At 72.2% G+C, this 24,518-nt stretch carries 18 protein-coding genes; 9 read left to right on the plus strand and 9 right to left on the minus strand.

What is annotated here, in order from left to right:
* The 3 genes from treS to glgB form a co-directional block, all read left to right on the plus strand.
* On the plus strand, positions 1-1,449 hold a 1,449-nt coding region (treS, locus tag IE217_RS33905), incomplete at its 5' end, for a maltose alpha-D-glucosyltransferase (protein ID WP_190181804.1).
* Between the two features lie 97 nt (positions 1,450-1,546).
* The gene (locus tag IE217_RS33910) at positions 1,547-2,947 is read left to right on the plus strand and encodes a maltokinase N-terminal cap-like domain-containing protein (RefSeq protein ID WP_190181805.1); all 1,401 of its coding nucleotides are present in this window, start codon (positions 1,547-1,549) and stop codon (positions 2,945-2,947) included.
* A 55-nt stretch (positions 2,948-3,002) separates the two neighbouring features.
* The gene (glgB, locus tag IE217_RS33915; RefSeq protein ID WP_190181806.1) at positions 3,003-5,633 is read left to right on the plus strand and encodes a 1,4-alpha-glucan branching enzyme; all 2,631 of its coding nucleotides are present in this window, start codon (positions 3,003-3,005) and stop codon (positions 5,631-5,633) included.
* A gap of 36 nt (positions 5,634-5,669) precedes the next feature.
* Here the strand turns inward: glgB and IE217_RS33920 are convergent, their stop codons facing one another.
* The 5 genes from IE217_RS33920 to IE217_RS33940 form a co-directional block, all read right to left on the minus strand.
* On the minus strand, positions 5,670-7,892 hold the full coding sequence (locus tag IE217_RS33920) for a HelD family protein (RefSeq protein WP_190181827.1): 2,223 nt from the start codon (positions 7,890-7,892) through the stop codon (positions 5,670-5,672).
* A gap of 190 nt (positions 7,893-8,082) precedes the next feature.
* Positions 8,083-8,415, minus strand: coding sequence for a thioredoxin family protein (locus tag IE217_RS33925; RefSeq protein ID WP_308432804.1), 333 nt, complete (start codon positions 8,413-8,415; stop codon positions 8,083-8,085).
* Positions 8,412-8,840, minus strand: a complete 429-nt coding sequence (locus IE217_RS33930; protein WP_190181807.1) for a MerR family transcriptional regulator — start codon at positions 8,838-8,840, stop codon at positions 8,412-8,414. The genes IE217_RS33925 and IE217_RS33930 overlap by 4 nt, the downstream gene beginning before the upstream one ends.
* Before the next feature lie 47 nt (positions 8,841-8,887).
* Positions 8,888-9,652 (minus strand): DUF2127 domain-containing protein, encoded by a 765-nt coding sequence (locus tag IE217_RS33935; RefSeq protein WP_190181808.1) that lies wholly within the window; start codon positions 9,650-9,652, stop codon positions 8,888-8,890.
* Positions 9,653-9,748: 96 nt separating this feature from the next.
* Positions 9,749-11,428 (minus strand): MFS transporter, encoded by a 1,680-nt coding sequence (locus IE217_RS33940; protein ID WP_190181809.1) that lies wholly within the window; start codon positions 11,426-11,428, stop codon positions 9,749-9,751.
* 114 nt (positions 11,429-11,542) lie between these two features.
* Here IE217_RS33940 and IE217_RS33945 point away from each other — a divergent pair, with 114 nt between their 5' ends.
* On the plus strand, positions 11,543-12,160 hold the full coding sequence (locus IE217_RS33945) for a TetR/AcrR family transcriptional regulator (RefSeq protein WP_190181810.1): 618 nt from the start codon (positions 11,543-11,545) through the stop codon (positions 12,158-12,160).
* Positions 12,161-12,397: 237 nt separating this feature from the next.
* Here the strand turns inward: IE217_RS33945 and IE217_RS33950 are convergent, their stop codons facing one another.
* Entirely contained in the window at positions 12,398-13,807 is a 1,410-nt protein-coding gene (locus tag IE217_RS33950) for a cation:dicarboxylate symporter family transporter (protein ID WP_190181811.1), read from the minus strand.
* Positions 13,808-13,960: 153 nt separating this feature from the next.
* Between IE217_RS33950 and IE217_RS33955 the strand changes: the two genes are divergently transcribed.
* Both IE217_RS33955 and IE217_RS33960 read left to right on the plus strand, forming a co-directional pair.
* Positions 13,961-15,616 carry a sensor histidine kinase gene (locus IE217_RS33955; RefSeq protein ID WP_190181812.1) on the plus strand — a complete coding sequence of 552 codons (1,656 nt, stop codon included), beginning with the start codon at positions 13,961-13,963 and terminating at the stop codon, positions 15,614-15,616.
* Positions 15,613-16,368 carry a response regulator gene (locus tag IE217_RS33960; protein ID WP_190181813.1) on the plus strand — a complete coding sequence of 252 codons (756 nt, stop codon included), beginning with the start codon at positions 15,613-15,615 and terminating at the stop codon, positions 16,366-16,368. The genes IE217_RS33955 and IE217_RS33960 overlap by 4 nt, the downstream gene beginning before the upstream one ends.
* Here IE217_RS33960 and IE217_RS33965 read toward each other — a convergent pair.
* Positions 16,365-17,390 carry an ATP-dependent 6-phosphofructokinase gene (locus tag IE217_RS33965; protein WP_190181814.1) on the minus strand — a complete coding sequence of 342 codons (1,026 nt, stop codon included), beginning with the start codon at positions 17,388-17,390 and terminating at the stop codon, positions 16,365-16,367. The genes IE217_RS33960 and IE217_RS33965 overlap by 4 nt on opposite strands.
* A gap of 220 nt (positions 17,391-17,610) precedes the next feature.
* Between IE217_RS33965 and pta the strand changes: the two genes are divergently transcribed.
* From pta to pyk, 3 genes are all read left to right on the plus strand, one after another.
* Positions 17,611-19,686, plus strand: coding sequence for a phosphate acetyltransferase (gene pta, locus IE217_RS33970; RefSeq protein WP_190181815.1), 2,076 nt, complete (start codon positions 17,611-17,613; stop codon positions 19,684-19,686).
* Positions 19,687-19,720: 34 nt separating this feature from the next.
* Positions 19,721-20,938, plus strand: coding sequence for an acetate kinase (locus IE217_RS33975; RefSeq protein WP_190181816.1), 1,218 nt, complete (start codon positions 19,721-19,723; stop codon positions 20,936-20,938).
* Between the two features lie 98 nt (positions 20,939-21,036).
* Entirely contained in the window at positions 21,037-22,467 is a 1,431-nt protein-coding gene (gene pyk, locus IE217_RS33980; RefSeq protein ID WP_190181817.1) for a pyruvate kinase, read from the plus strand.
* A gap of 126 nt (positions 22,468-22,593) precedes the next feature.
* On the opposite strand, the gene IE217_RS33985 is transcribed toward pyk, so the two are convergent.
* Positions 22,594-23,967 (minus strand): hypothetical protein, encoded by a 1,374-nt coding sequence (locus IE217_RS33985; RefSeq protein ID WP_190181818.1) that lies wholly within the window; start codon positions 23,965-23,967, stop codon positions 22,594-22,596.
* Positions 23,957-24,511 carry a DUF6114 domain-containing protein gene (locus IE217_RS33990; protein ID WP_190181819.1) on the minus strand — a complete coding sequence of 185 codons (555 nt, stop codon included), beginning with the start codon at positions 24,509-24,511 and terminating at the stop codon, positions 23,957-23,959. Before IE217_RS33990 ends, IE217_RS33985 begins: the two co-directional genes overlap by 11 nt.
* Positions 24,512-24,518 lie beyond the last annotated feature (7 nt).

Here is a 24,518-nt window from a genome sequence, read left to right on the forward strand (position 1 = left end):
TACACCGCCGTGCTCCCCGAGTTCGGCGACCTCGCCGACTTCGTCGAGTTCGTCGACGCCGCCCACCAGCGCGGCATGCGCGTCATCATCGACTTCGTCATGAACCACACCAGCGACCAGCACCCGTGGTTCCAGGAGTCCAGGAAGGACCCCGAAGGGCCCTACGGGGATTACTACGTGTGGGCCGACGACGACAAGCAGTACCAGGACGCCCGGATCATCTTCGTGGACACGGAGGCGTCGAACTGGACGTACGACCCGGTGCGCAAGCAGTACTACTGGCACCGGTTCTTCTCCCACCAGCCGGACCTCAACTACGAGAACCCGGCCGTGCAGGAGGAGATGATCTCCGCGCTGAAGTTCTGGCTGGACCTCGGCATCGACGGCTTCCGCCTCGACGCCGTGCCGTACCTGTACCAGCAGGAGGGCACCAACTGCGAGAACCTGCCCGCCACCCATGAGTTCCTCAGGCGGGTGCGCAAGGAGATCGACGCCCAGTACCCCGACAAGGTGCTGCTGGCGGAGGCCAACCAGTGGCCGGAGGACGTCGTCGACTACTTCGGCGACTACGCCTCCGGCGGCGACGAGTGCCACATGGCCTTCCACTTCCCGGTCATGCCCCGCATCTTCATGGCCGTACGGCGTGAGTCCCGCTACCCGGTCTCCGAGATCCTGGCCAAGACCCCGGCGATCCCGACCGGCTGCCAGTGGGGCATCTTCCTGCGCAACCACGACGAGCTGACCCTGGAGATGGTCACCGACGAGGAACGCGACTACATGTGGGCGGAGTACGCCAAGGACCCGCGCATGCGGGCCAACATCGGCATCCGCCGCCGCCTCGCGCCCCTCCTGGACAACGACCGCAACCAGATCGAACTGTTCACCGCCCTGCTGCTCTCCCTGCCCGGCAGCCCGATCCTGTACTACGGCGACGAGATCAGCATGGGCGACAACATCTGGCTCGGCGACCGCGACGCCGTGCGCACGCCCATGCAGTGGACCCCCGACCGCAACGCCGGCTTCTCCTCCTGCGACCCCGGCCGCCTCTACCTGCCCACCATCATGGACCCGGTCTACGGCTACCAGGTCACCAACGTCGAGGCCTCCATGTCCTCCCCCTCGTCGCTGCTGCACTGGACCCGCCGCATGATCGAGATCCGCAAGCAGAACCCCGCCTTCGGGCTGGGGTCCTACCGGGAACTCCAGTCGTCGAACCCGGCCGTCATCGCCTTCCTGCGGGAGTACGAGGACGACCTGGTGCTGTGCGTCAACAACTTCTCCCGGTTCGCCCAGCCCACCGAGCTGGACCTGAGCGCGTTCCACGGCCGCCACCCGGTCGAACTGTTCGGCGGGGTGCGCTTCCCCGCCATCGGCGAACTCCCCTACCTGCTGACGCTGGCGGGCCACGGCTTCTACTGGTTCCGGCTGCGCGCGGACGCGGCCGCCTGACGCCCGGGGCGGGGCGGGGCGGTTTCCCCTGCCCCGCCCGTGGGCACGCGTCAGTCACACCCGACCAGCGATTGGACGCGACGCCATGTCGGAAGCCATGCCGGAAGCTCCCACCCGCTCCGCCGTCACCGGCAGCCCCGGTCTCCTCGCGTCACTGGACCCGCTGCTGCGCGAGTGGCTGCCGCGCCAGCGGTGGTTCGCGGGCAAGGGGCGGCCGGTCACGGGCTTCTCACTGGTCGCCGCCACCGAGCTGCTGCCGGCCGACGGCAAGCTGGGCCTGTACCACCTGCTGGTCCGCGCCCACCAGCCGCTCGAGCCCGTGCAGGGCACGGTGCCCCACCCCGGCGACTGCTACCAGTTGCTCATAGGCGTGCGCGAGGCGCTGCCCCCGCGGCTGGCGCCCGCGCTGATCGGCCATGTGCACGAGGGCCCCCTGGCCGGCCGCACGGTCTACGAGGCCCTGTACGACCCCCGCCCCGCCGAGGTGATCCTGGAGGCGCTGCGCACCAGCGCCCGGATCGGCCAACTGCGCTTCGAGCGGCGCGAGGAGATACGCCCCGACCTGGTCCCCCGGGTGGTGACCGCCGAACAGTCCAACTCCTCGGTCGTCTACGGCGATACGTTCATCCTCAAGCTGCTGCGCCGGGTCCTGCCCGGCACCAACCCCGACCTGGAACTCCCGCTGGCGCTCGCCCGCGAGGGCTGCTCCCGGGTCCCCCCGCCCACCGCGTGGATCACCGCCGAGCCCCCCTCGGGCGCCGAGGAGCCGTACGTCCTGGGCGTGCTCCAGCCCTTCGTGCAGGGCGCGTCCGACGGCTGGGAGCTGGCCCTGCGGGAGCTCGCCAAGGGCGAGGACTTCAGCGCCGAGGCGCGGGCGCTGGGCCGCGCCACCGCCGAGGTGCACACCGCGCTGGCCCGGGCACTGCCCACCGTCACCCTCGGCCACCACCAGCTCCAGTCCATGGTGGCCGGCATGACCGAGCGCCTGGAGGCGGCCGCGCAGGCCGTGCCCACGCTGCGGCCCTACGCCCCCGGGCTGCACTCCGCCTTCGAGGCCCTGGCCGACCTCGCCCGCGAGGGCCACACCTGGACCGCCCAGCGCGTCCACGGCGATCTGCACCTCGGCCAGTGCCTGCGCTCGCCCTCCGGCCAGTGGTGGCTGATCGACTTCGAGGGCGAACCGGCGAAACCGCTGGCCGAGCGGCGGATGGCGCAGCCCGTGGTCCGGGACGTCGCCGGGATGCTGCGCTCCTTCGACTACGCGGCGCACTCGGCCGGCGGCCCGCCCGCCCCGGAGTGGGCCGCCGCCTGCCGGGCCGCGTACTGCAGCGGGTACGCCGAGGTTGGCGGCCGCGACCCGCGCACCGAGCCGGTGCTGCTGCGGGCCTACGAGACGGACAAGGCCGTCTACGAGGTCCTCTACGAGGCCCGGCACCGCCCCGACTGGCTGCCGGTGCCGCTGTCCGCCGTGCGCCGCCTGGCCACCGGCGACTCGTGACCCGCCGCCCCGCTCCCCCCGCCCTGTCCTGCCCTTCGCCGAGGAGGCTCCGCCCGTGACCCCCCGCACCCCGTCCAGCGGTTCGGATCCGAAGCAGCCGGCCGGCGCCGCCGGCCCCGAGCGCACCGGCGCCGGGCAGCCCGCGGCCGCGCCCGCGAAGAAGGCGGTGAAGAAGACCGCGGCGAAGACCGCGAAGAAGACGGCGGAGAAACCGGCCCCGGCGAAGAAGACCGCCGCCAGGACGAGCACAGTCGAGAAGACCGCCGAGAAGGCGCCCGCCAAGAAGACCGCGGCCAAGAAGACCGCCGTCAAGAAGACCGCCGCCGAGAAGGTCCCGGCCAAGAAGGCCGTGGCGAAGAAGACGGTGGCCAAGAAGGCCGTGGCGAAGAAGGCCGTGGCCAAGAAGGCCGTGGCGAAGAAGGCCGTGGCCAAGAAGGCCGTCGCCACCCGCGCACCGGCGGTCACAGCGGAAGCAGGGGCGCGGCCCGAGATCCCCGCCACCGCCGTGGCCCTCTCCCAGGAGGACCGGGACCGCCTGCTCGCCGGCACGCACCACGATCCGCACTCGGTGCTGGGCGCGCACCCGGTGCCCGGCGGGGTGGCCTTCCGGGCGTTCCGGCCGTACGCGCTCGGCGTCACCGTGGTCGCCGGGGACCAGCGGGCCGACCTGCGGCACGACGGGGACGGCTTCTTCTCGGGCGCGCTGCCGCTGGCGGACGTACCGGCGTACCGGCTGCTGGTGGCGTACGAGGGGACGGTGCTGGACACCGAGGACGCCTACGGGTTCCTGCCCACGCTCGGCGAGCTGGACCTGCACCTGATCGGCGAGGGCCGGCACGAGCAGTTGTGGCAGGCGCTCGGGGCGCATCCGACGGTCCACGAGGGTGCGAGCGGCACCCGGTTCGCGGTGTGGGCGCCCAACGCCCGGGGCGTGCGGGTGGCCGGGACGTTCAACTTCTGGGACGGCACGGGCCATCCGATGCGCTCGCTGGGCGGCACGGGTGTGTGGGAGCTGTTCGTGCCGGGGATCGGCGAGGGCGAGCTGTACAAGTTCGACATCACCCGCCCGGACGGCTCGCACACCCTGCGCGCCGACCCGATGGCCCGCCGCACCGAGGTCCCGCCCGCCACCTCGTCGGTGATCCACGCCTCGCACCACGAGTGGCGGGACGAGGAGTGGCTGGCCCGCCGTGCCGAACGGCCCGCGCACGAGGCGCCGTTCTCCGTCTACGAGGTCCACCTCCCCTCCTGGCGCCCGGGACTGACGTACCGTGAGCTGGCCGAGCAGCTCCCGGCGTACGTCAAGGACCTCGGCTTCACGCACGTGGAGCTGATGCCCGTCGCGGAGCACCCCTTCGGCGGGTCCTGGGGCTACCAGGTCACCGGCTTCTACGCGCCCACCGCGCGCCTGGGCGGCCCGGACGACTTCAAGTACCTGGTCGACGCGCTGCACCGGGCGGGCATCGGCGTGATCATGGACTGGGTGCCGGCGCACTTCCCCCGGGACGCCTGGGCGCTGGCCGAGTTCGACGGCCGCCCGCTGTACGAGCACTCCGATCCGCTGCGGGCGGCGCACCCCGACTGGGGCACCCTGGAGTTCGACTTCGGGCGCCGTGAGGTGCGCAACTTCCTGGTCGCCAACGCGCTGTACTGGTGCGAGGAGTTCCACATCGACGGGCTGCGCGTGGACGCGGTCGCCTCGATGCTCTACCTGGACTACTCCCGCGAGCCGGGCCAGTGGACGCCGAACGAGCACGGCGGCCGGGAGAACCTGGACGCGGTGGCCTTCCTCCAGGAGATGAACGCGACCGTGTACCGGCGGGTGCCGGGCGTGGTGACCGTCGCGGAGGAGTCGACGGCCTGGGACGGGGTCACCCGGGCCACCCACCACCGGGGCCCGAGCGGCTTCGGCGGCCTGGGCTTCGGGCTGAAGTGGAACATGGGCTGGATGCACGACTCGCTCCAGTACATGAGCCACGACCCCATCCACCGCAAGTACCACCACGACGAGATGACGTTCTCGATGGTGTACGCCTACAGCGAGAACTACGTACTGCCGATCTCGCACGACGAGGTGGTGCACGGCAAGGGCTCGCTGGTGTCGAAGATGCCGGGCGACTGGTGGCAGCAGCGGGCGAACCTGCGCGCCTACCTCGCCTACATGTGGTCCCATCCCGGCAAGCAACTGCTGTTCATGGGACAGGAGTTCGCACAGGGTGCGGAGTGGTCCGAGACGCGCGGCCCGGACTGGTGGCTGCTCGACCCGAACTACGGCGCCGCCGCCGACCACCGGGGCGTGCTGGACCTGGTCCGCGACCTCAACTCCGTCTACCGCGAGAGCCCGGCGCTGTGGACGCGGGACGTGCACCCGGACGGCTTCGAGTGGATCACCGGGGACGCGGCCGAGGACAACGTGTTCGCGTTCCTGCGCCGCGACGCCGACGGCACCCCGCTGCTGGCGGTCTGCCACTTCGCGCCGGTGGTCCGCCCGGACTACCGGATCGGCGTCCCCGATGACGTGCCCGCCTGGCTGGAGGTGCTGAACACCGACGCGGCTCGCTACGGCGGCAGCGACGTGGTGCACCCGGACCCGGTCAAGCCGGAGCCGCAGCACCGGCACGGCCGGCCCGCGAGCATCCGGCTGACCCTGCCGCCGCTGGCGACGGTGTGGCTCAGGCCGGCCTGACCCGCGGGCGGCGCGCCCGGTCGCCGCGTGGCCGCGTCAGGCCAGGGCGTCCGCCATCGCCCCGGGGAGCGCCCCGGTGTGGAGGACGCCCAGCCGCTGCGTGGCGCGGGTGAGGGCCACGTAGAGGTCGCTGGTGCCGTAGCGGGCGGGCTCGACGACCAGGACGGAGTCGAACTCCAGGCCCTTGGCCTGGCGCGGGTCGAGGAGCACGACCGTGCGCGTCAGGTCGGGCTCGGCGCCCGCCGTGACCCCGTCCAGCCGGGCGGCGAGGCGGCGGTGCAGGTCGCGCGGGGCGATCACCGCGAGCCGGCCCTCGGCCGGGGTGAGTTCGGCGACGGCCTTCGCGACCGCGCCGGGCAGGTCGTCGGTGGCGCGGGCCCAGGGCCGTACGCCCGTGGAGCGCACCGAACTCGGCGGCTCGAAGGCGGGGTTCTCGGCGCGGACCACCGCCGCGGCGACCTCCATGATCTCGGCCGGGGTGCGGTAGTTGACGCCGAGGCGGGTGTGCTCCCAGCGGTCCTCGACGTACGGCTCGAGGATCCCCGCCCAGGAGCCGACGCCGGCCGCCTCGGCGGTCTGCGCGGGGTCGCCGACCAGGGTCATCGAGCGGGTCGGCGAGCGCCGCATCAGCAGCCGCCACGCCATCGGGGACAGCTCCTGCGCCTCGTCGACGATGATGTGCCCGAACGCCCAGGTGCGGTCGGCGGCCGCGCGCTCGGCGGCGCTGCGGTGGTCGGTCTCCTCCTGGCGCTCGGCGAACCGCTCGGCGTCGATGATGTCGTGCGCGGACAGCACCTCGCTGTCCTCGTCGTCCTTGTCCTCGAACTCGTAGGTCCGGGACGCGTACGACACGTCCAGCACGCCCTGCGCGTACGCGACCTGGGCCTCGAGCTCGCGTTCGGCGCGGGCGCGGGTCACCCGGTCGTCCTCGCCGAGGAGTTCGGCGGCCTCGTCGAGCAGCGGCACGTCCGCGACGGTCCAGGCCCGGGTCACCGGGCGGCGGATCGCGGCCGCGTCCTCGTCGCTGACGTACCCGTACGGGTCGGCGAGGAAGCCGGCGACCAGGCCCTCGGGGGTGAGCCTCGGCCACAGCTGGTCGATGGCGGACCAGACCTCGGGGTTCTCGGCGAGCTCGTCGCGGATCTGCGTGATGTCGCTCGCGTCGAGGAGGTTGGAGCCGTCGTAGGGGTCGGTGCCGATGCGCTCGGCGACCATGTCGGTGAGGGTGTTGAGGATGTGGCCCTCGAAGTGCTCGCGGGCCGCGTTGTGCGGCAGCTTCGCCGCGCGGGTGCGCTCGCGGGCGACGCCCACCAGCCCGTCGTCGAGCATCAGCACCTCGCGGTCGTGCTCGATGGCGATCACCGGGTCGGGCAGCGCCTGCCGGTCCCGGACGACCTCGGCGAGCACGTCGGCCATGGCGGCGCGGCCCTTCACGGCGGCGGCCTCGGGGGTGTCGGCGGCCGTGGCCTTCACGCCGGGGAACAGCTCGCCCACGGTCGCCAGCAGCACGCCGGTCTCGCCGAGGGAGGGCAGCACCTCGCCGATGTAGCCGAGGAAGGCGGGGTTGGGGCCGACGATGAGCACGGCCCGCCGGGCGAGCAGCTCCCGGTGTTCGTAGAGGAGGTAGGCCGCCCGGTGCAGGGCGACGGCCGTCTTGCCGGTGCCCGGGCCGCCCTCGACCACCAGCACCCCGCGGTGCGGCGCGCGGATGATCTCGTCCTGCTCGGCCTGGATGGTCCGCACGATGTCGCCCATGCGGCCGGTGCGCGCGGAGTTCAGCGCGGCCAGCAGCACGGCGTCGCCCGTGGGGTCCTCGTGGCCGGTGCGGGTGGCGTCGCCGAGGTCGAGGATCTCGTCGTGCAGGGAGGTGACCCGGCGGCCCTCGGTGGCGATGTGCCGGCGGCGGGTGAGGCCCATCGGGGTGTGGCCGGTGGCCAGGTAGAAGGGGCGGGCGACGTCCGCCCGCCAGTCGACGAGGACCGGGGTGCGCTCGGCGTCGTCGGCGCGCAGGCCGATGCGGCCGATGTGGTGCGTGGCGCCGTCGGCGAGGTCGATGCGGCCGAAGCAGAGCGAGCCGTCCACCGCGTTCAGCGCGGCGAGCAGTCCGGAGCGCTCGGCGACCATGATGTCCCGCTCCAGCCGGGCCTGCATGGGCGTGCTGCCCTGCGCGAGGGCGTCGCTGACACCGGCCTCGGTGTCGCCGCGCAGGACGTCCACGCGCGCGTACAGGCCGTCGATGAATTCCTGCTCACGCCGCAATTCGCCGTCCGTGAATTCGGTGTTTGACAATTCCGCTCCCGCCCGGATACACTGTGCTCACTGAGCTTCTTTGTGACTCCATTCACTGGAAGTCACGAACCACCGAATATACGCAGAGAAATCCCCCGGACGCAATCGCCCGGGGGATTTCTTTTCGCCATTCGACGCCTGGATACGGCGCGACTCCGGCTCAGAGCACGTGGGAGAGCTCCTCCAGCAGCCGCCGCTTCGGCCGGGCGCCCACCATCGACCGCACCGGCTCACCGCCCTGGAACACCATGAAGGTCGGCATCGACAGCACCTTGTAGGCGTTGGTCGTCTCCGGGTTGGTGTCCACGTCCAGCTGGACCACCCTCAGCCGGTCTCCCTCCTCGGCGGCCAGGGCGCTGAGCACCGGCCCCATCTGCCGGCACGGCGGACACCAGTCCGCGGTGAACTCCACCAGCACCGGCAGCTCCGAGCCCAGCACCCGGTCCCCGAAGTCCGCGTCGGTCACCTCGTCCACACCGCTCGCCCTGATCACCGCTCCCGCCCTCCCAGTTCGCACACGGGTTCCGGACCTCCCGGAACCAGCGCCTCGGCGGCCAGCTCCGCCCGCGCCCGCTCGGCCCGGTCGAGCTGCGCGCCGACCTGCGCCCGCACCGCGCTCAGCTCGCCGATCAGCGCGTCGAGCTCCTGGAGCTTGCGCCGGTAGACCTCGAGCGAGGCCGGGCACGAGTCGCCCTCCGGGTGCCCGGCACGCAGGCACTCCACGAAGGGGCGGGTCTCCTCCAGGTCGAACCCGAAGTCCCGCAGCGTCCTGATCTGCGCCAGCAGCCGCAGGTCCCGCTCGTCGTAGGTGCGGTGCCCGTGCGCGTCGCGCCGTGCGGGCAGCAGGCCCCGCGACTCGTAGTACCGCAGCGCCCGCGTCGTGGTCCCGGCCCGTTCGGCCAGCTCGCCGATTCGCATGCGTACGACGGTAGGCCTTGACGCGGACGTCAGGGCAAGCGCCGGCGTCAGACCATCACGCCCGCCGACTCCTCCACCTCCAGCAGGGAGGCGCCGCGGCGCTCCTCCTCGAAGGCGCGGCGGCCGCCGCGCAGGCCGAACAGGCGCTTGGCGAGGGCGATGTAGAGGACGGCGAGGATGTTCAGGACCAGAGTGGTGATCTTCACCGGGCTGACGTGCTCGGTGAGTTCGTAGATCTCCAGCGGCAGGAAGGCCGCGGTGGCGACCACCGTCAGGTACTCCGCCCAGCGCTTGGCGTACCACAGGCCGACCGACTCGACCAGCTCCACCAGCGCGTAGGCGAGCAGCAGGGAGGCGACCAGGAGGAGGGTGGAGTGCTTGTAGCCGAAGGTCTTCTGGATGGTGCCGACGACCGGCGAGTGGTCGAGGTCGTAGTGGAAGTGGCGGAAGACGGGGCGGAAGACGGCGAGGTACTCGTTGAACAGGCGCCGTACCGCGTCCTGGCTGTTGCTGAACCGCCACACCGCGACGGCGACCAGCACGATGAACACCCCGCGCACGGCCCGCTCCAGCGCGAGGAAGCGCAGGATGAACAGGTCGCGCAGCACCTTGCCGCGCGGCACCAGCGGGGCGTCCTGCGCGGGCCCCGAGCCGTGCGGCTCGCCGAGCACGAAGTCACCGCAGCGCAGGCAGCGCCAGACCTCGCCCAGTGCGGTGTCCGCGTGCAGCCGGACGCGCAGCCGGGGGTCGTCGGGCGCGTAGGTCACGTGCCCCTTGCGCGCGCAGGTGCGCCTGTCCCAGTCGATCGCCATCCCCCGTGCCTCCATACGTGCCTGCGGCCGTGCCGCACCGGTGGTTCCGGCACGGCACGGTAGCGCGTCGCGGTAAGAGACGACGTACGGCGCGTTTCAGTTCGCCGCGCTGCCCACCAGCTCCTTCGGCTCCTCGGCCGCCTCCGGCTCCGGCTCGGGGGCGGCGCCGCGCGGCAGCAGCAGGGCGACGGCGAGCGTGCCCACGCCCAGGATCACGGCGCCGACCAGGCTGGTGTGGGCCACCGCGTCGGCGAAGGAGGAGCCGACGGCGTCCTTCATGTGCCGGGCGCCCTCGGCGAGCTGCCCCGCCTGCTCCTTGAGCCCGGCGGCCCGCTGGGGGTCGGCGGTGTGGGCGGCCTGCTCGGCGAGCTGCCGGGCCCGGGCGCCGATGCCCTGGGCGACGGCGTATCCGGCGCCCACCGAGTCCTGGGCGGTGGACAGGGCGTTCGCGGGGAGCCCGCTGCCGGCGGTGGCGTCGGAGAGGTGGCGGGAGTAGGAGGCCGACAGCAGCGAGCCGAGGATGGCGATGCCGAGCGAGCCGCCGAGCTCCAGCGAGGTGTCGTTGACCGCGCCGCCGACGCCCAGCTCGGACTCGGGGAAGGCGCCCATGATCGCGTCCGTGCAGGGCGAGAGGGCGAGGCCGATCGCGAGGCCGAGGATCACCAGGGGCAGCACGAAGTCGCCGTAGGAGGAGGAGCCGTCGACCCGGGTGAGCAGGGCGAGGGCGGCGGTGCCGCCGGCCATGCCGGCGGTGACGGTCCACTTCATGCCGACGCGCGGGGTCAGGTATCCGGTGACGGCGGAGCCGGCGAAGACCGCGCCGGCCAGGGGCAGCATGCGCAGGCCGGTGGCGAGGGCGTCGTAGCCGAGGACGAACTGCAGGTGCTGGGTGAGGTAGTAGAAGGCGCCGAAGACGGCCAGGAAGAACAGGGCGACGGCGAGGTTGGAGCCGGCGAAGCGGCGGCCGGCGAACCGGCGCACGTCGAGGATGGGGCGCGGGTGGCGCAGCTCCCACAGGACGAAGGCGACCAGGCCCGCGCCCGCGACGGCGGCGGCGGTGACGGCCTTGGTGTCCCAGCCGAAGTGCGGGCCCTCGATGATCATGTAGACGAGGGAGCCGACCCACAGGACGGAGAGCAGGCCGCCGACGTGGTCGACGCGGTCGTGGTGGCCGGCCCGGGACGGCGGGACGAGGACGAGGGCGGCGACCAGGGCGACCGCGGCGATCGGCACGTTGATCAGGAACGTCGAGGCCCAGCCGTGGTTCCTCAGCAGCGCCCCGGCGACGACCGGCCCGGCCGCGATCGCCAGGCCCGCGGTGGCGGTCCACAGGGTGATCGCGCGGGCGCGTTCGGCGCGCGGGAAGGTCGCGGCGAGCAGGGAGAGGGTGGCCGGCATGATCAGCGCGGCGCCGACGCCCATCACCGCGCGGGCCGCGATCACGGTCGCCGCGCTGTCGGCGAGGGAGCCGAAGACGGCCCCGCCGCCGAAGACCACCAGTCCGAGGAGGAGTGCGCCGCGCCGGCTGTACTTGTCGCCGATCGCGCCGAGCAGCAGCATCAGCGCCGCGTACGGGACGGTGTAGCCGTCGATCACCCACTGGAGGTCGGCGCCGGACAGCCCGAGGTCGCGGGTCATGTCGGGTGCGGCGACGGTGAGGGCGGTGTTGGCCATCACGATGATCAGCAGGCTCAGGCAGAGCACGAGCAGCGCCCACCAGCGCCGGGCGTAGGGGCGGTCCGTCCGCCCGGCCGGTTCGTTGACGACGAGTCGCATGGCAGGGGTGGCCTTCCTCGGGTTCGCGACGGGACTTGCACAGCGGCGTGCAGTTGCACAACGATGTGCAATGTACGTCGCTGCACAGCGCTGTGCAAGTCGAGGGAGGGCACAATGTCAGCCATGACCACGGGTAACACCAGTCGCGCCGACGCGAACCGGCGCCGCATCCTCGACGTCGCCCTCGCCGAGCTGCTGCGCGACCCGGACGCGTCCATGGACCAGATCGCGCGCGCCGCGGGTGTCGTACGGCGCACGGTGTACGGGCACTTCCCCAGCCGCGAGGCGCTGATCAGCACCCTCGTCGACGACGCGGTGCACGCGCTGGCCGCCGCCCACGCGGCCGGCCGGGAGGGCGTCGAGGACCCGGCGGAGGCGGTGGCCCGCTCGGTGCTGGCGGTCTGGCACATCGCCGACCGCTACCGGCTGCTGGTGGCGCTCGCCCAGCGCACGGTCACCATGCAGGGCATCCGCGAGCGCCTGGCCCCGGTCCGCAAGTCCTCCGTGGAACTCCTCCAGCGCGGCCTCGACCAGGGCGTCTTCAGCTCCGCGCTCCCCGCGCCGGCCCTGGCCTACGTGCACGAACAGATCATGTTCGCCGTGATGGAAGCCGTGAACGACGGCCTCCTGCCGCCCTCCGAGGCGGGCCGCTCGGCGGCGGTCACCGTGCTGACGGCGGCGGGGGTCCCCGCCTCCCTCGCGGGCGCCCTGGTGACGAGACTCGACGGCTGACCGGGCGCGGGCCGGCCGCCGGGCACGGCGAAGGCCGAGCGGCCGGGCACGGCGAAAGACCGACCGGTCGCCGGGCACGGCGAAAGGCCGAGCGGCCGGGCACGGCGAAAGACCGAGCGGCCGGGCACGGCGAAAGGCCGAGCGGCCGGGCCCACGGGGGTGGGTCCGGCCGCTCGGGTCCGGCCGGACGCCCGGCCCGGGTTCAGGCGGGGCGGGACGTCCGGAGCGGGTGGGGTGTCAGGCCTTGGCGAGTTCCTTCTCGCCGTCCTCCCGCTGCCCGGGCACACCGGCCCCGGCGCCCGCGTCCTCGGCGTCGTCGACGAGCGTGCGCTCGTCGAAGGGCAGCTCGCCCGCGAGCACCCGCCGCACCCGGTCCTTGTCGACCTCGCCGGTCCAGGTGCCGATCAGCAGGGTGGCCACGGCGTTGCCCGCGAAGTTGGTCAGGGCGCGGGCCTCGCTCATGAAGCGGTCGATGCCGACGATGAGGCCGACCCCGTCGACCAGGGCGGGCTTGTGGGACTGCAGCGCGCCGGCCAGGGTGGCCAGGCCCGCGCCGGTGACACCGGCGGCGCCCTTGGAGGCGACCATCATGAACAGCAGCAGCGTGATCTGCTGGCCGATGGACAGCGGCTGGTCCATGGCGTCGGCGATGAACAGCGAGGCCATGGTCAGGTAGATCATGGTGCCGTCGAGGTTGAAGGAGTAGCCGGTCGGCACGGTGATGCCGACGACCGGGCGGCTCACGCCCAGGTGCTCCATCTTGGCGATCAGCCGGGGCAGCGCGGACTCGGACGAGGACGTGGACAGGATCAGCAGGAACTCACGGCCGAGGTACCTCAGCAGCTGGAAGATGTTGACGCCGGCCACCACCCGGGTCAGCGCGCCCAGCACCACCAGCACGAACAGCAGACAGGTCGCGTAGAAGCCGAGCATGATCGTGGCGAGGGCCTTCAGGGCGTCCACGCCCGTCTCGCCGATGACGGCGGCCATGGCGCCGAAGGCGCCGATCGGCGCGGCCCACATGATCATGGCGAGGACGCGGAAGACCAGCCGCTGGATGTGCTCCACTCCCCGCAGGATCGGCTCGCCCCTGCGGCCCATGGCCTGGAGCGCGAACCCGACGAGCAGCGCGACCAGCAGCGTCTGGAGCACTTGGCCCTCGGTGAAGGACGACACCAGCGTGGTCGGGATGATGCCGAGCACGAAGTCGACCGGGCCCTCGCTGGCGGCCTGCGCCTGGGCGTGGCCCACGCCCTTGACCGCCTCGGTCAGGTGCATGCCGCTGCCGGGGTGCACCAGGTTGCCCACGACCAGGCCGATGGCCAGCGCCACGAACGACATCACGACGAAGTAGCCGAGGGCGAGCCCGCCCACCTTGCCGACCTTCGCGGCCTTGCGCACCGAACCGACGCCGAGCACGATCGTGCAGAAGATGATCGGCGAGATCATCATCTTGATCAGGTTCACGAAGCCGGTGCCGATCGGCTTCAGCTCCTTGGCGAAGTCCGGCGCGGCGAATCCGACCAGGATGCCGAGGGCGACCGCGACGATCACCGCTATGTAGAGATAGTGGGTGCGGTCCCGCCTGGCTGCGGGACCGGGTCCTGCGGCGGGGGCGGCGGGTGCCGTATCGGCTGCGCTGCTCACGAGCGGCCCTCCTTGACGACGTCGTCGGCATCACCGGCGTGCGGCTCACGTCCGGGGGTTTTCGGGGAATGCCGTGACTATCTCCCGCCGTGTGAGGGCGGTCACCCTTCCGTTCATTTAGTTCACGCCACAACCGGGAGGCAGACTGACGGCATGCGCATACCCGGTATCCCGAGACCCCGCAGCCTGGCGGGCCAGCTCTTCGCGATGCAGGCCGTTCTGCTCGCGCTCGTCGTGGCCGGATATGCACTGTTCACCTACGTCAGCGACCGCGGCCAGGCCGAGCAGGCGGCACGCCGCCAGGCCACGGCGGTGGCCCGCTCGGTCGCGGACGCGCCCTCGGTCCGCTCCGCGATCCACACGGCGAACCCCACGGCGCAGCTCCAGCCGTACGCGCTGAAGGTGCAGAAGGACACCGGGGTCGACTTCGTCACGATCATGACCCCTGGCGGGATCCGCTGGACCCATCCCTCGGCGGAGCAGATCGGCAGGCCCTTCCTCGGCAACATCTACCGGGCCCAGCACGGGGAGACCTTCACCGAGACGTACACCGGTACGCTCGGCGCGTCCGTCCGCGCGGTCACGCCCGTGTGGGAGGGCCGCCGGATCATCGGCCTGGTCAGCGCAGGCATCAAGGTGGAGGCCATCAGCCACCGGGTGCAGGACCAGGTGACGGCGCTGCTCGGGGTGGCGGCCGGGATCCTCGCGCTGGGCGGTGTCGGCACGTACGTGATCAACGCGCGGCTGCGCCGGCACACCCACGGGATGAACGCCGACGAGCTCAGCCGGATGCACGACTACCACCAGGCCGCGCTGCACGCGGTGCGCGAGGGCCTGCTGATGCTGGACGCGCGGTACAGGGTGGCGCTGATCAACGACGGCGGGCGTGAGCTGCTGGGCGTGGGCAGGGAGGAGGACGTGGTGGGCACGTCGGTGGCGGACCTGGGGCTGCCCGCGCCGCTGACCGGGGCGCTGCTGGCCTCGGAGCCGCGGGTGGACGAGGTGCACCTGACGCAGTCGCGCGTCCTGGTGGTCAACACCTCGCCCGTCTCGGGCGGTGAGCGCCGGGGCACGGTGGTGACCCTGCGGGACGTCACCGAGCTCCAGTCGCTGATGGGCGAGCTGGACTCCGAGCGCGGCTTCACCCAGGCGCTGCGCTCGCAGGCGCACGAGGCCGCGAACCGCCTGCACACGGTGGTGTCGCTGATCGAACTGGGCCGCGCCGAGGACGCGGTGGAGTTCGCCACGGCGGAGCTGGAGCTGGCCCAGGCGCTGACCGACCAGGTGGTCGCGGCGGTGAGCGAGCCGGTGCTGGCCGCGCTGCTGCTGGGCAAGACCGCGCAGGCCAACGAGCGGGGCGTGGAGCTGGTGGTGTCCGAGGACAGCGGTCTGGACGACGGGCTGCTGCCGCCCGCCCTGCCGCCGCGCGACCTGGTGACGATCCTCGGCAACCTCGTCGACAACGCCGTGGACGCGGCGCAGGGCCGGGTGCCCGCCCGGGTGACGGTGACGGCGCGCGCGGAGGCCGGGGAACTGGTCCTGCGGGTCGCCGACACCGGCCCCGGAGTGGACCCTGCCCACGCGGGCCTGGTGTTCCGGCGGGGCTTCTCGACCAAGCCGACCGGTCCCGGCGGCCGCGGCCTGGGCCTGGCCCTCGCCCGTCAGGCCGTCCACCGCCACGGCGGCACACTGACGGTGGACGGGGCACCCGGGGGCGGCGCGGTCTTCGAGGCCCGGCTGCCGCTCGCGGACGCCCCGGAACCGGCCCCACCCGCGGCCGTGGCCGAGGCGCCGGGAGGCGCGAGATGACGGGCCACGCGCCCGAGGGGCAGCCGATCCGTGTACTGGTCGTCGAGGACGACCCGGTGGCGGCGGACGCGCACGTGATGTACGTGGGCCGGGTGCCGGGGTTCGTGGCCGTGGGCAAGGCGCGCACCGGCGCCGAGGCGCGGCGGGCGCTGGAGCGCACCCCCGTCGACCTGCTCCTGCTCGACCTGCACCTGCCGGACGTGCACGGACTCCAGCTCGCCCGCTCGCTGCGGGCCGCCGGCCATCACGCGGACGTCATCGCGGTGACCTCGGCGCGGGATCTCGCGGTGGTGCGGGAGGGGGTGTCGCTGGGGGTGGTGCAGTACGTCCTGAAGCCGTTCACCTTCGCCACCCTGCGGGACCGCCTGGTCAGGTACGCCGAGTTCCGCGCGGCGGCCGGCGAGGCGAGCGGCCAGGACGAGGTGGACCGGGCGCTGGCCACGCTGCGCGCCCCCGGCCCGGCCGCGCTGCCCAAGGGCCTGAGCGCACCCACCCTGAACCGGGTGACGGCCGCCCTGCGCGAGGCCGAGCGGGGCCTGACGGCGGCGGGGGTGGCCGAGACGGTCGGCATCTCCCGCATCACGGCCCGCCGCTATCTGGAGCACCTGGTCGACGCGGGCCGCGCCGACCGCAGTCCCCTGTACGGTCAGGTCGGCCGCCCGGAGCTGATCTACCGCTACCTCCCGGCCGAGACGTCCGGAAGGCGGCGGCAGGACGGGCAGGAATCCTGGAAGGACGGACGGGAGTCCTAGAAGACCGACTCCGCCTCGTCCATGCGGTCCTTGGGGACCGTCTTCAGCTCGGTGACGGCCTCCGCCAGCGGGACCATCACGATGTCGGTGCCGCGCAGCGCGGTCATGTGGCCGAACTCGCCGCGGTGGGCGGCCTCCACCGCGTGCCAGCCGAAGCGGGTGGCGAGGACGCGGTCGTAGGCGGTCGGGACGCCGCCGCGCTGCACATGGCCGAGGATGACCGGCTTGGCCTCCTTGCCCAGGCGCCGCTCCAGCTCGTACGCCAGTGCCGTGCCGATGCCCTGGAAGCGCTCGTGGCCGAACTTGTCGATCTCGCCCTTGCCGTAGTCCATCGTGCCCTCGGCGGGGTGCGCGCCCTCGGCGACGCAGACGACGGCGAACTTCTTGCCGCGGGCGAAGCGCTCCTCGACCATCTTGACCAGGTCGGCGGGGTCGAAGGGGCGCTCGGGCAGGCAGATGCCGTGGGCGCCGGCCGCCATGCCGGACTCCAGGGCGATCCAGCCCGCGTGGCGGCCCATGACCTCCACGACCATCACCCGCTGGTGGGACTCGGCGGTGGTCTTCAGGCGGTCCATCGCCTCGGTGGCCACGCCGACGGCGGTGTCGAAGCCGAAGGTGCGGTCGGTGGAGGAGATGTCGTTGTCGATGGTCTTCGGCACGCCGACCACCGGCAGCCCGGCGTCCGACAGCATCCGCGCCGCCGTCAGCGTGCCCTCGCCGCCGATCGGGATGAGCGCGTCGATGCCGAACTCGTGGATCATGTCGGAGGCGTTCTCGCAGGCCTCGCGCAAGCGGTCGCGCTCCAGCCGGGAGGAGCCGAGGATGGTGCCGCCGCGGGCCAGGATGCCGCTGACCGCGTTGAGGTCGAGGCCGCGGTAGCGCCCGTCGAGCAGGCCCGCGTAGCCGTCCTCGAAGCCGATGACCTCGTCGCCGTACGTCGTGACCGCTCGGTGCACGACCGACCGGATCACCGCGTTCAGCCCAGGACAGTCTCCGCCTGCCGTGAGAACTCCGATACGCATCGCGCTAGGTCTCCTGCTCAGTGTTGATACCGGTGATCCTGTCCGATTGTTTCACGTCCCCCGGGCACCCGGGCGCGGTCCGGCCGGACCCGGACTTGACGGGCGCCTTATCCATCGCCGGGGGTATTGTCAAGGGGGTTCCACTCGTCCCAGTGGGCGATTTTTTTGCACACCGGCAGCCGCCGGACCGAGCACCGTCCGACGAAACGGAGAGCCCAGCGTGACCCGCAGTGTGTACGTGACCGGCATCGACCGCGGCGACGGCCGCCAGGTCGTCGAGCTGGGCGTCATGGAGCTCCTGACCCGGCAGGTCGACCGGGTGGGTGTCTTCCGTCCGCTCGTCCACGACGGTCCCGACCGCCTCTTCGAACTGCTGCGCGCCCGCTACCGGTTGTCCCAGGACCCGGCGACCGTCTACGGCCTGGACTACCAGCAGGCCTCCGCCCTCCAGGCCGAGCAGGGCACCGACGAGCTGGTGTCCGCGCTCGTCGACCGCTTCCACCTGGTCGCCCGGGACTACGACGTCGTCCTCGTGCTCGGCACCGACTTCGCCGACACCCAGCTCCCCGACGAGCTGTCCCTCAACGCCCGTCTGGCCAACGAGTTCGGCGCCTCGGTGCTCCCGGTGGTGGGCGGCCGCAAGCAGACCGCGGAGTCGGTGTTCGCCGAGACCCGCAACGCCTACCGCGCCTACGACGGCCTCGGCTGCGACGTCCTCGCCATGATCGCCAACCGGGTGGCCCGCGAGGACCGGGACGCGATCGCCGAGCGGCTGGCGGGCCGGCTGCCCGTGCCCTGCTTCGTGGTGCCGGACGAGCCCGCCCTGTCCGCGCCGACCGTCTCCCAGATCGCCCAGGCCCTGGACGGCAAGATCCTGCTCGGCGACGACTCGGGCCTCGCCCGCGACGCCCTGGACTTCGTCTTCGGCGGCGCCATGCTGCCCAACCTGCTCAAGGCCCTGACCCCGGGCTGCCTGGTCGTCACCCCCGGGGACCGCGCCGACCTGGTCGTCGGCTCGCTGGCCGCGCACAGCGCCGGCAACCCGCCGATCGCGGGCGTGCTGCTCACGCTGAACGAGGCGCCGGGCGAGGAGATCCTGTCCCTCGCCGCCCGGCTCGCGCCCGGCACCCCGGTGGTCTCGGTGGCCGGCAACAGCTTCCCCACCGCCGAGCGGCTGTTCTCCCTGGAGGGCAAGCTCAACGCGGCCACCCCGCGCAAGGCGGAGACCGCGCTCGGCCTGTTCGAGCGGTACGTCGACACCGCCGACCTCAGCAAGCGGGTCTCCGCGCCGAGCAGCGACCGGGTCACGCCGATGATGTTCGAGCACCAGCTGCTGGAGCAGGCCCGCCTCGACAAGCGACGGGTCGTCCTGCCGGAGGGCACCGAGGAGCGGGTGCTGCGCGCGGCGGAGGTGCTGCTGCGCCGGGGCGTGTGCGACCTGACGCTGCTCGGTCCGGTGGACGCCGTCCGCAAGAAGGCCGCCGACCTCGGCATCGACCTCGCCGACTCGCAGCTGATCGACCCGGCCGTCTCCGAGCTGCGCGACGCCTTCGCCGAGCGGTACTCCCGGCTGCGCGCCCACAAGGGCGTCACCGTGGAGCTGGCGTACGACGTGGTCTCGGACGTCAACTACTTCGGCACCCTGATGGTCCAGGAGGGCCTGGCCGACGGGATGGTGTCGGGGTCGGTGCACTCCACGGCGGCGACGATCCGGCCGGCCTTCGAGATCATCAAGACCACCACGGACTCCTCGATCGTCTCGTCGGTGTTCTTCATGTGCCTGGCGGACAAGGTGCTCGTCTACGGCGACTGCGCGGTCAACCCCGACCCGGACGCGGAGCAGCTCGCCGACATCGCCGTCCAGTCCGCGGCCACCGCGGCCCGCTTCGGCGTCGAGCCGCGCATCGCCATGCTGTCGTACTCCACCGGCACCTCGGGCACGGGCGCCGACGTGGACAAGGTGCGCGAGGCGACCGAGCTGGTGCGGCTGCGCCGGCCGGACCTGATGATCGAGGGCCCGATCCAGTACGACGCGGCCGTGGAGCCGTCGGTGGCCGCCACCAAGCTGCCGGGCTCGGAGGTCGCCGGGCAGGCCACCGTGCTGATCTTCCCGGACCTGAACACCGGCAACAACACCTACAAGGCCGTGCAGCGCTCGGCCGGCGCGATCGCGGTCGGGCCGGTGCTCCAGGGCCTGCGCAAGCCGGTCAACGACCTGTCCCGGGGCGCCCTCGTCCAGGACATCGTCAACACCGTCGCGATCACGGCCATCCAGGCCCGCACGCCCGCCATCTGACGCCGCAGAAGTCGTAGAGAGAGACCTCCACCCTGTGAACGCGACCCGTGTCCTCGTCCTCAACTCCGGCTCCTCGTCGGTGAAGTACCAGCTGCTCGACATGCGCGACCGGAGCCGGCTGGCCGTCGGCCTGGTCGAGCGGATCGGCGAGCAGACCTCCCGCCTGAAGCACACCTGCCTCGCCTCGGGCGGCACTCGGGAACAGAACGGGCCGATCGCCGACCACGACGCCGCCCTGAAGGCCGTCGCGGAGGAGCTGTCCAAGGACGGGCTCGGCCTGGACTCCCCCGAACTGGCCGCGATCGGGCACCGCGTGGTGCACGGCGGCATGTTCTTCACCGAGCCCACGGTCGTCGACGAGGAGGTGCTCACCGAGATCGAGCGGCTGATCCCGGTGGCCCCGCTGCACAATCCGGCCAACCTCACCGGCATCCGCACGGCCATGGCGATGCGCCCGGACCTGCCGCAGGTCGCCGTCTTCGACACGGCGTTCCACACCACCATGCCGGAGTCCGCGGCCCGCTACGCGATCGAGACGAAGATCGCGGACCGCTTCCGGGTGCGCCGCTACGGCTTCCACGGCACCTCGCACGCCTACGTCTCCCGGGCCACGGCCGGGCTGCTGGGCAGGGCCCCGGAGGACGTCAACGTCATCGTGCTGCACCTGGGCAACGGGGCCTCGGCCTCGGCGGTGCGGGGCGGGAAGTGCGTGGACACCTCCATGGGGCTCACCCCGCTGGAGGGGCTGGTGATGGGAACGCGTTCCGGCGATCTCGATCCGGCCGTCATCTTCCATTTGCAGCGCGTTGCCGGAATGTCCATGGACGAGATCGACACTCTCCTCAACAAGAGGAGCGGTCTGTACGGCCTGTGCGGCGACAACGACATGCGGGAGATCCGGCGCCGGATGGACGAGGGCGACGAGCAGGCGCGGCTCGCGTTCGAGATCTACATCCACCGGCTGCGGAAGTACATCGGGGCGTATTACGCGGTACTCGGGAGGGTGGACGCGGTCGCCTTCACCGCCGGGGTCGGCGAGAACGCGGACTTCGTGCGCGAGGCCGCCCTGGCGGGCCTGGAGGGGCTGGGTCTGGCGGTGGACGGCGCGCGGAACGCCGTGCGCGGCGACGAGGCGCGGCTGATCTCGCCCGAGGGCGCGCGGGTGGCCGTGGCCGTGGTTCCGACGGACGAGGAAATGGAGATCGCGAGCCAGACCTACGCACTGGTCGGAAAGGACGACAAGGGCGACTGAGGAATTCGACCGGCACTCGACTGAGCGCGTACCCGCCCATTTGTATTTTCCGCCAGACGGAATATTCCGCAGCGAAACAAACCGATAGGATCGCCCCCATGCGCCGTTCGAAAATCGTCTGTACTCTCGGCCCCGCGGTCGACTCCCACGAGCAGCTCGTGTCGCTGATCGAAGCCGGCATGAACGTGGCCCGCTTCAACTTCAGCCACGGCACGCACGCCGAGCACCAGGGCCGGTACGACCGCGTCCGTGCCGCGGCCAAGGAGACCGGCCGGGCCATCGCCGTGCTCGCCGACCTCCAGGGCCCGAAGATCCGTCTGGAGACCTTCGCCGAGGGCCCGGTGGAGCTGGAGCGGGGTGACGAGTTCACCATCACCACCGAGGACGTCCCGGGCGACAAGCACATCTGCGGCACGACGTACAAGGGTCTGCCGGGCGACGTCTCGCGCGGCGACCAAATCCTGATCAACGACGGCAACGTCGAGCTGAAGGTCCTGGACGTCGAGGGCGCGCGGGTCAGGACGATCGTCATCGAGGGCGGCGTGGTCTCCGACCACAAGGGCATCAACCTGCCCGGCGCGGCCGTCAACGTGCCCGCGCTGTCCGACAAGGACGTCGAGGACCTGCGCTTCGCGCTGCGCATGGGCTGCGACATGGTCGCGCTGTCCTTCGTCCGGGACGCCAAGGACGTCGCCGACGTCCACCGGGTCATGGACGAGGAGGGCCGCCGGGTCCCGGTCATCGCCAAGGTGGAGAAGCCGCAGGCGGTGGAGAACATGCAGGACGTCGTGATGGCGTTCGACGGTGTGATGGTGGCCCGCGGCGACCTGGCGGTGGAGTACCCGCTGGAGAAGGTCCCGATGGTGCAGAAGCGGCTCATCGAGCTGTGCCGCCGCAACGCCAAGCCGGTGATCGTGGCGACCCAGATGATGGAGTCGATGATCACCAACTCCCGCCCGACCCGCGCCGAGGCCTCCGACGTGGCCAACGCGATCCTGGACGGCGCCGACGCGGTGATGCTGTCCGCCGAGTCCAGCGTGGGCGCGTACCCGATCGAGACCGTCAAGACGATGTCGAAGATCGTGCAGGCGGCCGAGGAGGAGCTGCTGTCCAAGGGCCTCCAGCCGCTGGTCCCGGGCAAGAAGCCGCGCACGCAGGGCGGTTCGGTGGCCCGCGCGGCCGCCGAGATCGCCGACTTCCTGGGCGGCAAGGGCCTGGTGGCCTTCACGCAGTCCGGTGACACCGCCCGCCGGCTCTCCCGCTACCGCGCCGAGCAGCCGATCCTGGCGTTCACCACGGACGAGTCCACCCGCAACCAGCTGGCGCTGAGCTGGGGCGTGGAGTCGCACGTGGTGCCCTTCGTCGCCAGCACCGACGAGATGGTCGAGCTGGTCGACCAGGAACTGATCAAGCTCAACCGCTTCGCGCCCGGCGACACGGTGATCATCACCGCCGGTTCGCCCCCCGGCGTCCCCGGCACCACCAACATGGTCCGCGTCCACCACCTGGGCGGCGGCGCGCGCGACTGACGCGCCCGGCCCCGCCCGGAGCACCGCACGGCTCGTGGTACGGCACCGAGGGCGCCCCCTGCGACAGGGGGCGCCCTCGGTGTCTCGCGGCTCCCGGAAAGGCTCGTACGGGCCCGTGGCGGACGCTCAGTCGGTCGTGTACACGTGCATGCCGGGCACGTGCAGGTTGCCGCCGAACTGGGCCGCCTGGACGACGTGGACCTTGGTGAAGTAGATCAGCGGGATGTTCAGCGGGGGCGGGTTGTCCGGGCTGAACGTGATCGGGATCAGGCCGAGCAGGTTGCCCGAGATGCTCTCCGTGTACATCACCGTGTCGCCGCCGGTGATGGTGGACGTCGAGCCCTTGGACGCCTGCACGTGGTAGGTCTTGCCGGACTGCTTGTCCTTCACCGTCTGGTGCAGGTCGCCGATGTCGGTGCCGTTGGAGATGACGTACTTCAGGACCTTCTTGACCGTGCCGTTGGCGGTCCTGACCTCGACTACGCCCTGGTAGTCGGCGCCCTTGAGCGTCAGCGAGCTGGCGTCCAGGTACCAGGGGTCGTCCGCCAGCGGCACCTTGTTGTCGACGCCGCCCTGGGCGTCGGTGGCCGCCGGGCAGTTCTTCGGGTCCGTGGTGGAGCTCGCGGACGGGCTCGGCGTGGCGCTCGCGGTGGCCGTGGCGGCGGTGTCCTTGACCGTCTTGGTGGCGTCCGAGGCGGCCTTGGTGGCCGTGGCGGCCGCGCCCTTGACGGTGTCCGTGACCGTGCCGGTGGCCTTCTTGACCGTGTCGTTCACGGTGCCGGACGCGCTCGTGCCGGAGGAGTCGCCGGCGGAGGCGTCCTTGGCCGCGCTCGCCGAGGGGGTGGCGGAGGCGGACGGGGTGGCCTCGACGGACGAGGGGGACGCGGAGTCCGCCTTCCCGCCGGTGAGGAGGTCACCGAGCGTGTGGCCGACGGTGTCCAGCAGGCCGCCGCCGCTGCCCGCCGTCGCGGACGGGGTGGCGGTGTCGCCGCCGGAGCCCGAACCGCCGGGCTCGGCCGCCGAACCGGTCGCGGACGGCTCGGGGGTGGCCTTGTCGCCGGAACCTGAATCCGGCGAAGAGGACTTGCCCGAGGAGCCGCTGCCGGAGGAGCCCTTGGAGGAGGAGCCCTTCTCGGGGGAGGACGACGCCGAGGGGGACGGGGACGACGTGCCGGTCTTCGCGGACTCGCTCGCGGAGGCGGACGGCGAGGGCGAGGAGGAGTTGGTGCCGTCCAGCGCCGCGACGCAGTCCTTGTACTCCTTCGCGCTCAGGGTGCTGGCCGGCGACGGTGAGGAGCTGTTGTTGTCGGCGAGCGCGAGCGTCGACGTGAACCCCATCCCCATCAGGACGGCGGTCGGCATGGCCGCCATGGCCATCGCCTTGCCGGCCGGCATGTGGAACCTGGTGAACAGCGGCTTCTTGGGTGCCGCGTGGCGCGGCCCGGTTCTCACACGGGACTCGTCCACATCAGTCCCGTGGGTCACCTCGTCAGCCGGCACTGTGCCTCCCGTTCGCCCCGTTGGCCGGGCTCGTTCCTGACAGGTCGTTCGAGTCGCTCACCGTGCCCGCGTCCGTCGCCTTGTCCAGCGAGGTCCCCGGGGCGCCGTCCTGGCCCGTACCGGCCCCGGCGGCGGGCTCCGCCGCGGGCGGCGCGCCCGGTGCCCACGCGACGGCCATCGCGCCGCCGATGAGGGCGAGCAGGAAGCCGACGACGAAGCCGCCGAAGTTGGACACGGGGATGGACACCAGGCCCAGCAGGATCGCCGCGACACCCGCGAAGACCCGGATGTGCGCCTGGAACCACAGGCTGATGCCGAGGACGACGAGCAGTACGCCGATGATCAGGGACCCTGCTCCCGCGGTGGTCGCCATCGCCAGGGTCAGGTGGCCGACCTGGAGGTGCGCGTACGGGAAGTACATGATCGGAAAGCCGGCGAACAGGACGAACAGACCGGCCCAGAACGGACGCGTGCCCCGCCAGGCGCGGAACTGCAGCCTCCGGCGGGTGAACTGGCCGGGTACGGCAGGAGTCTCGGCGCTCATGGAAAAC

The sequence above is a fragment of the Streptomyces naganishii JCM 4654 genome (genome assembly GCF_014650575.1).
GTDB lineage: Bacteria > Actinomycetota > Actinomycetes > Streptomycetales > Streptomycetaceae > Streptomyces > Streptomyces naganishii.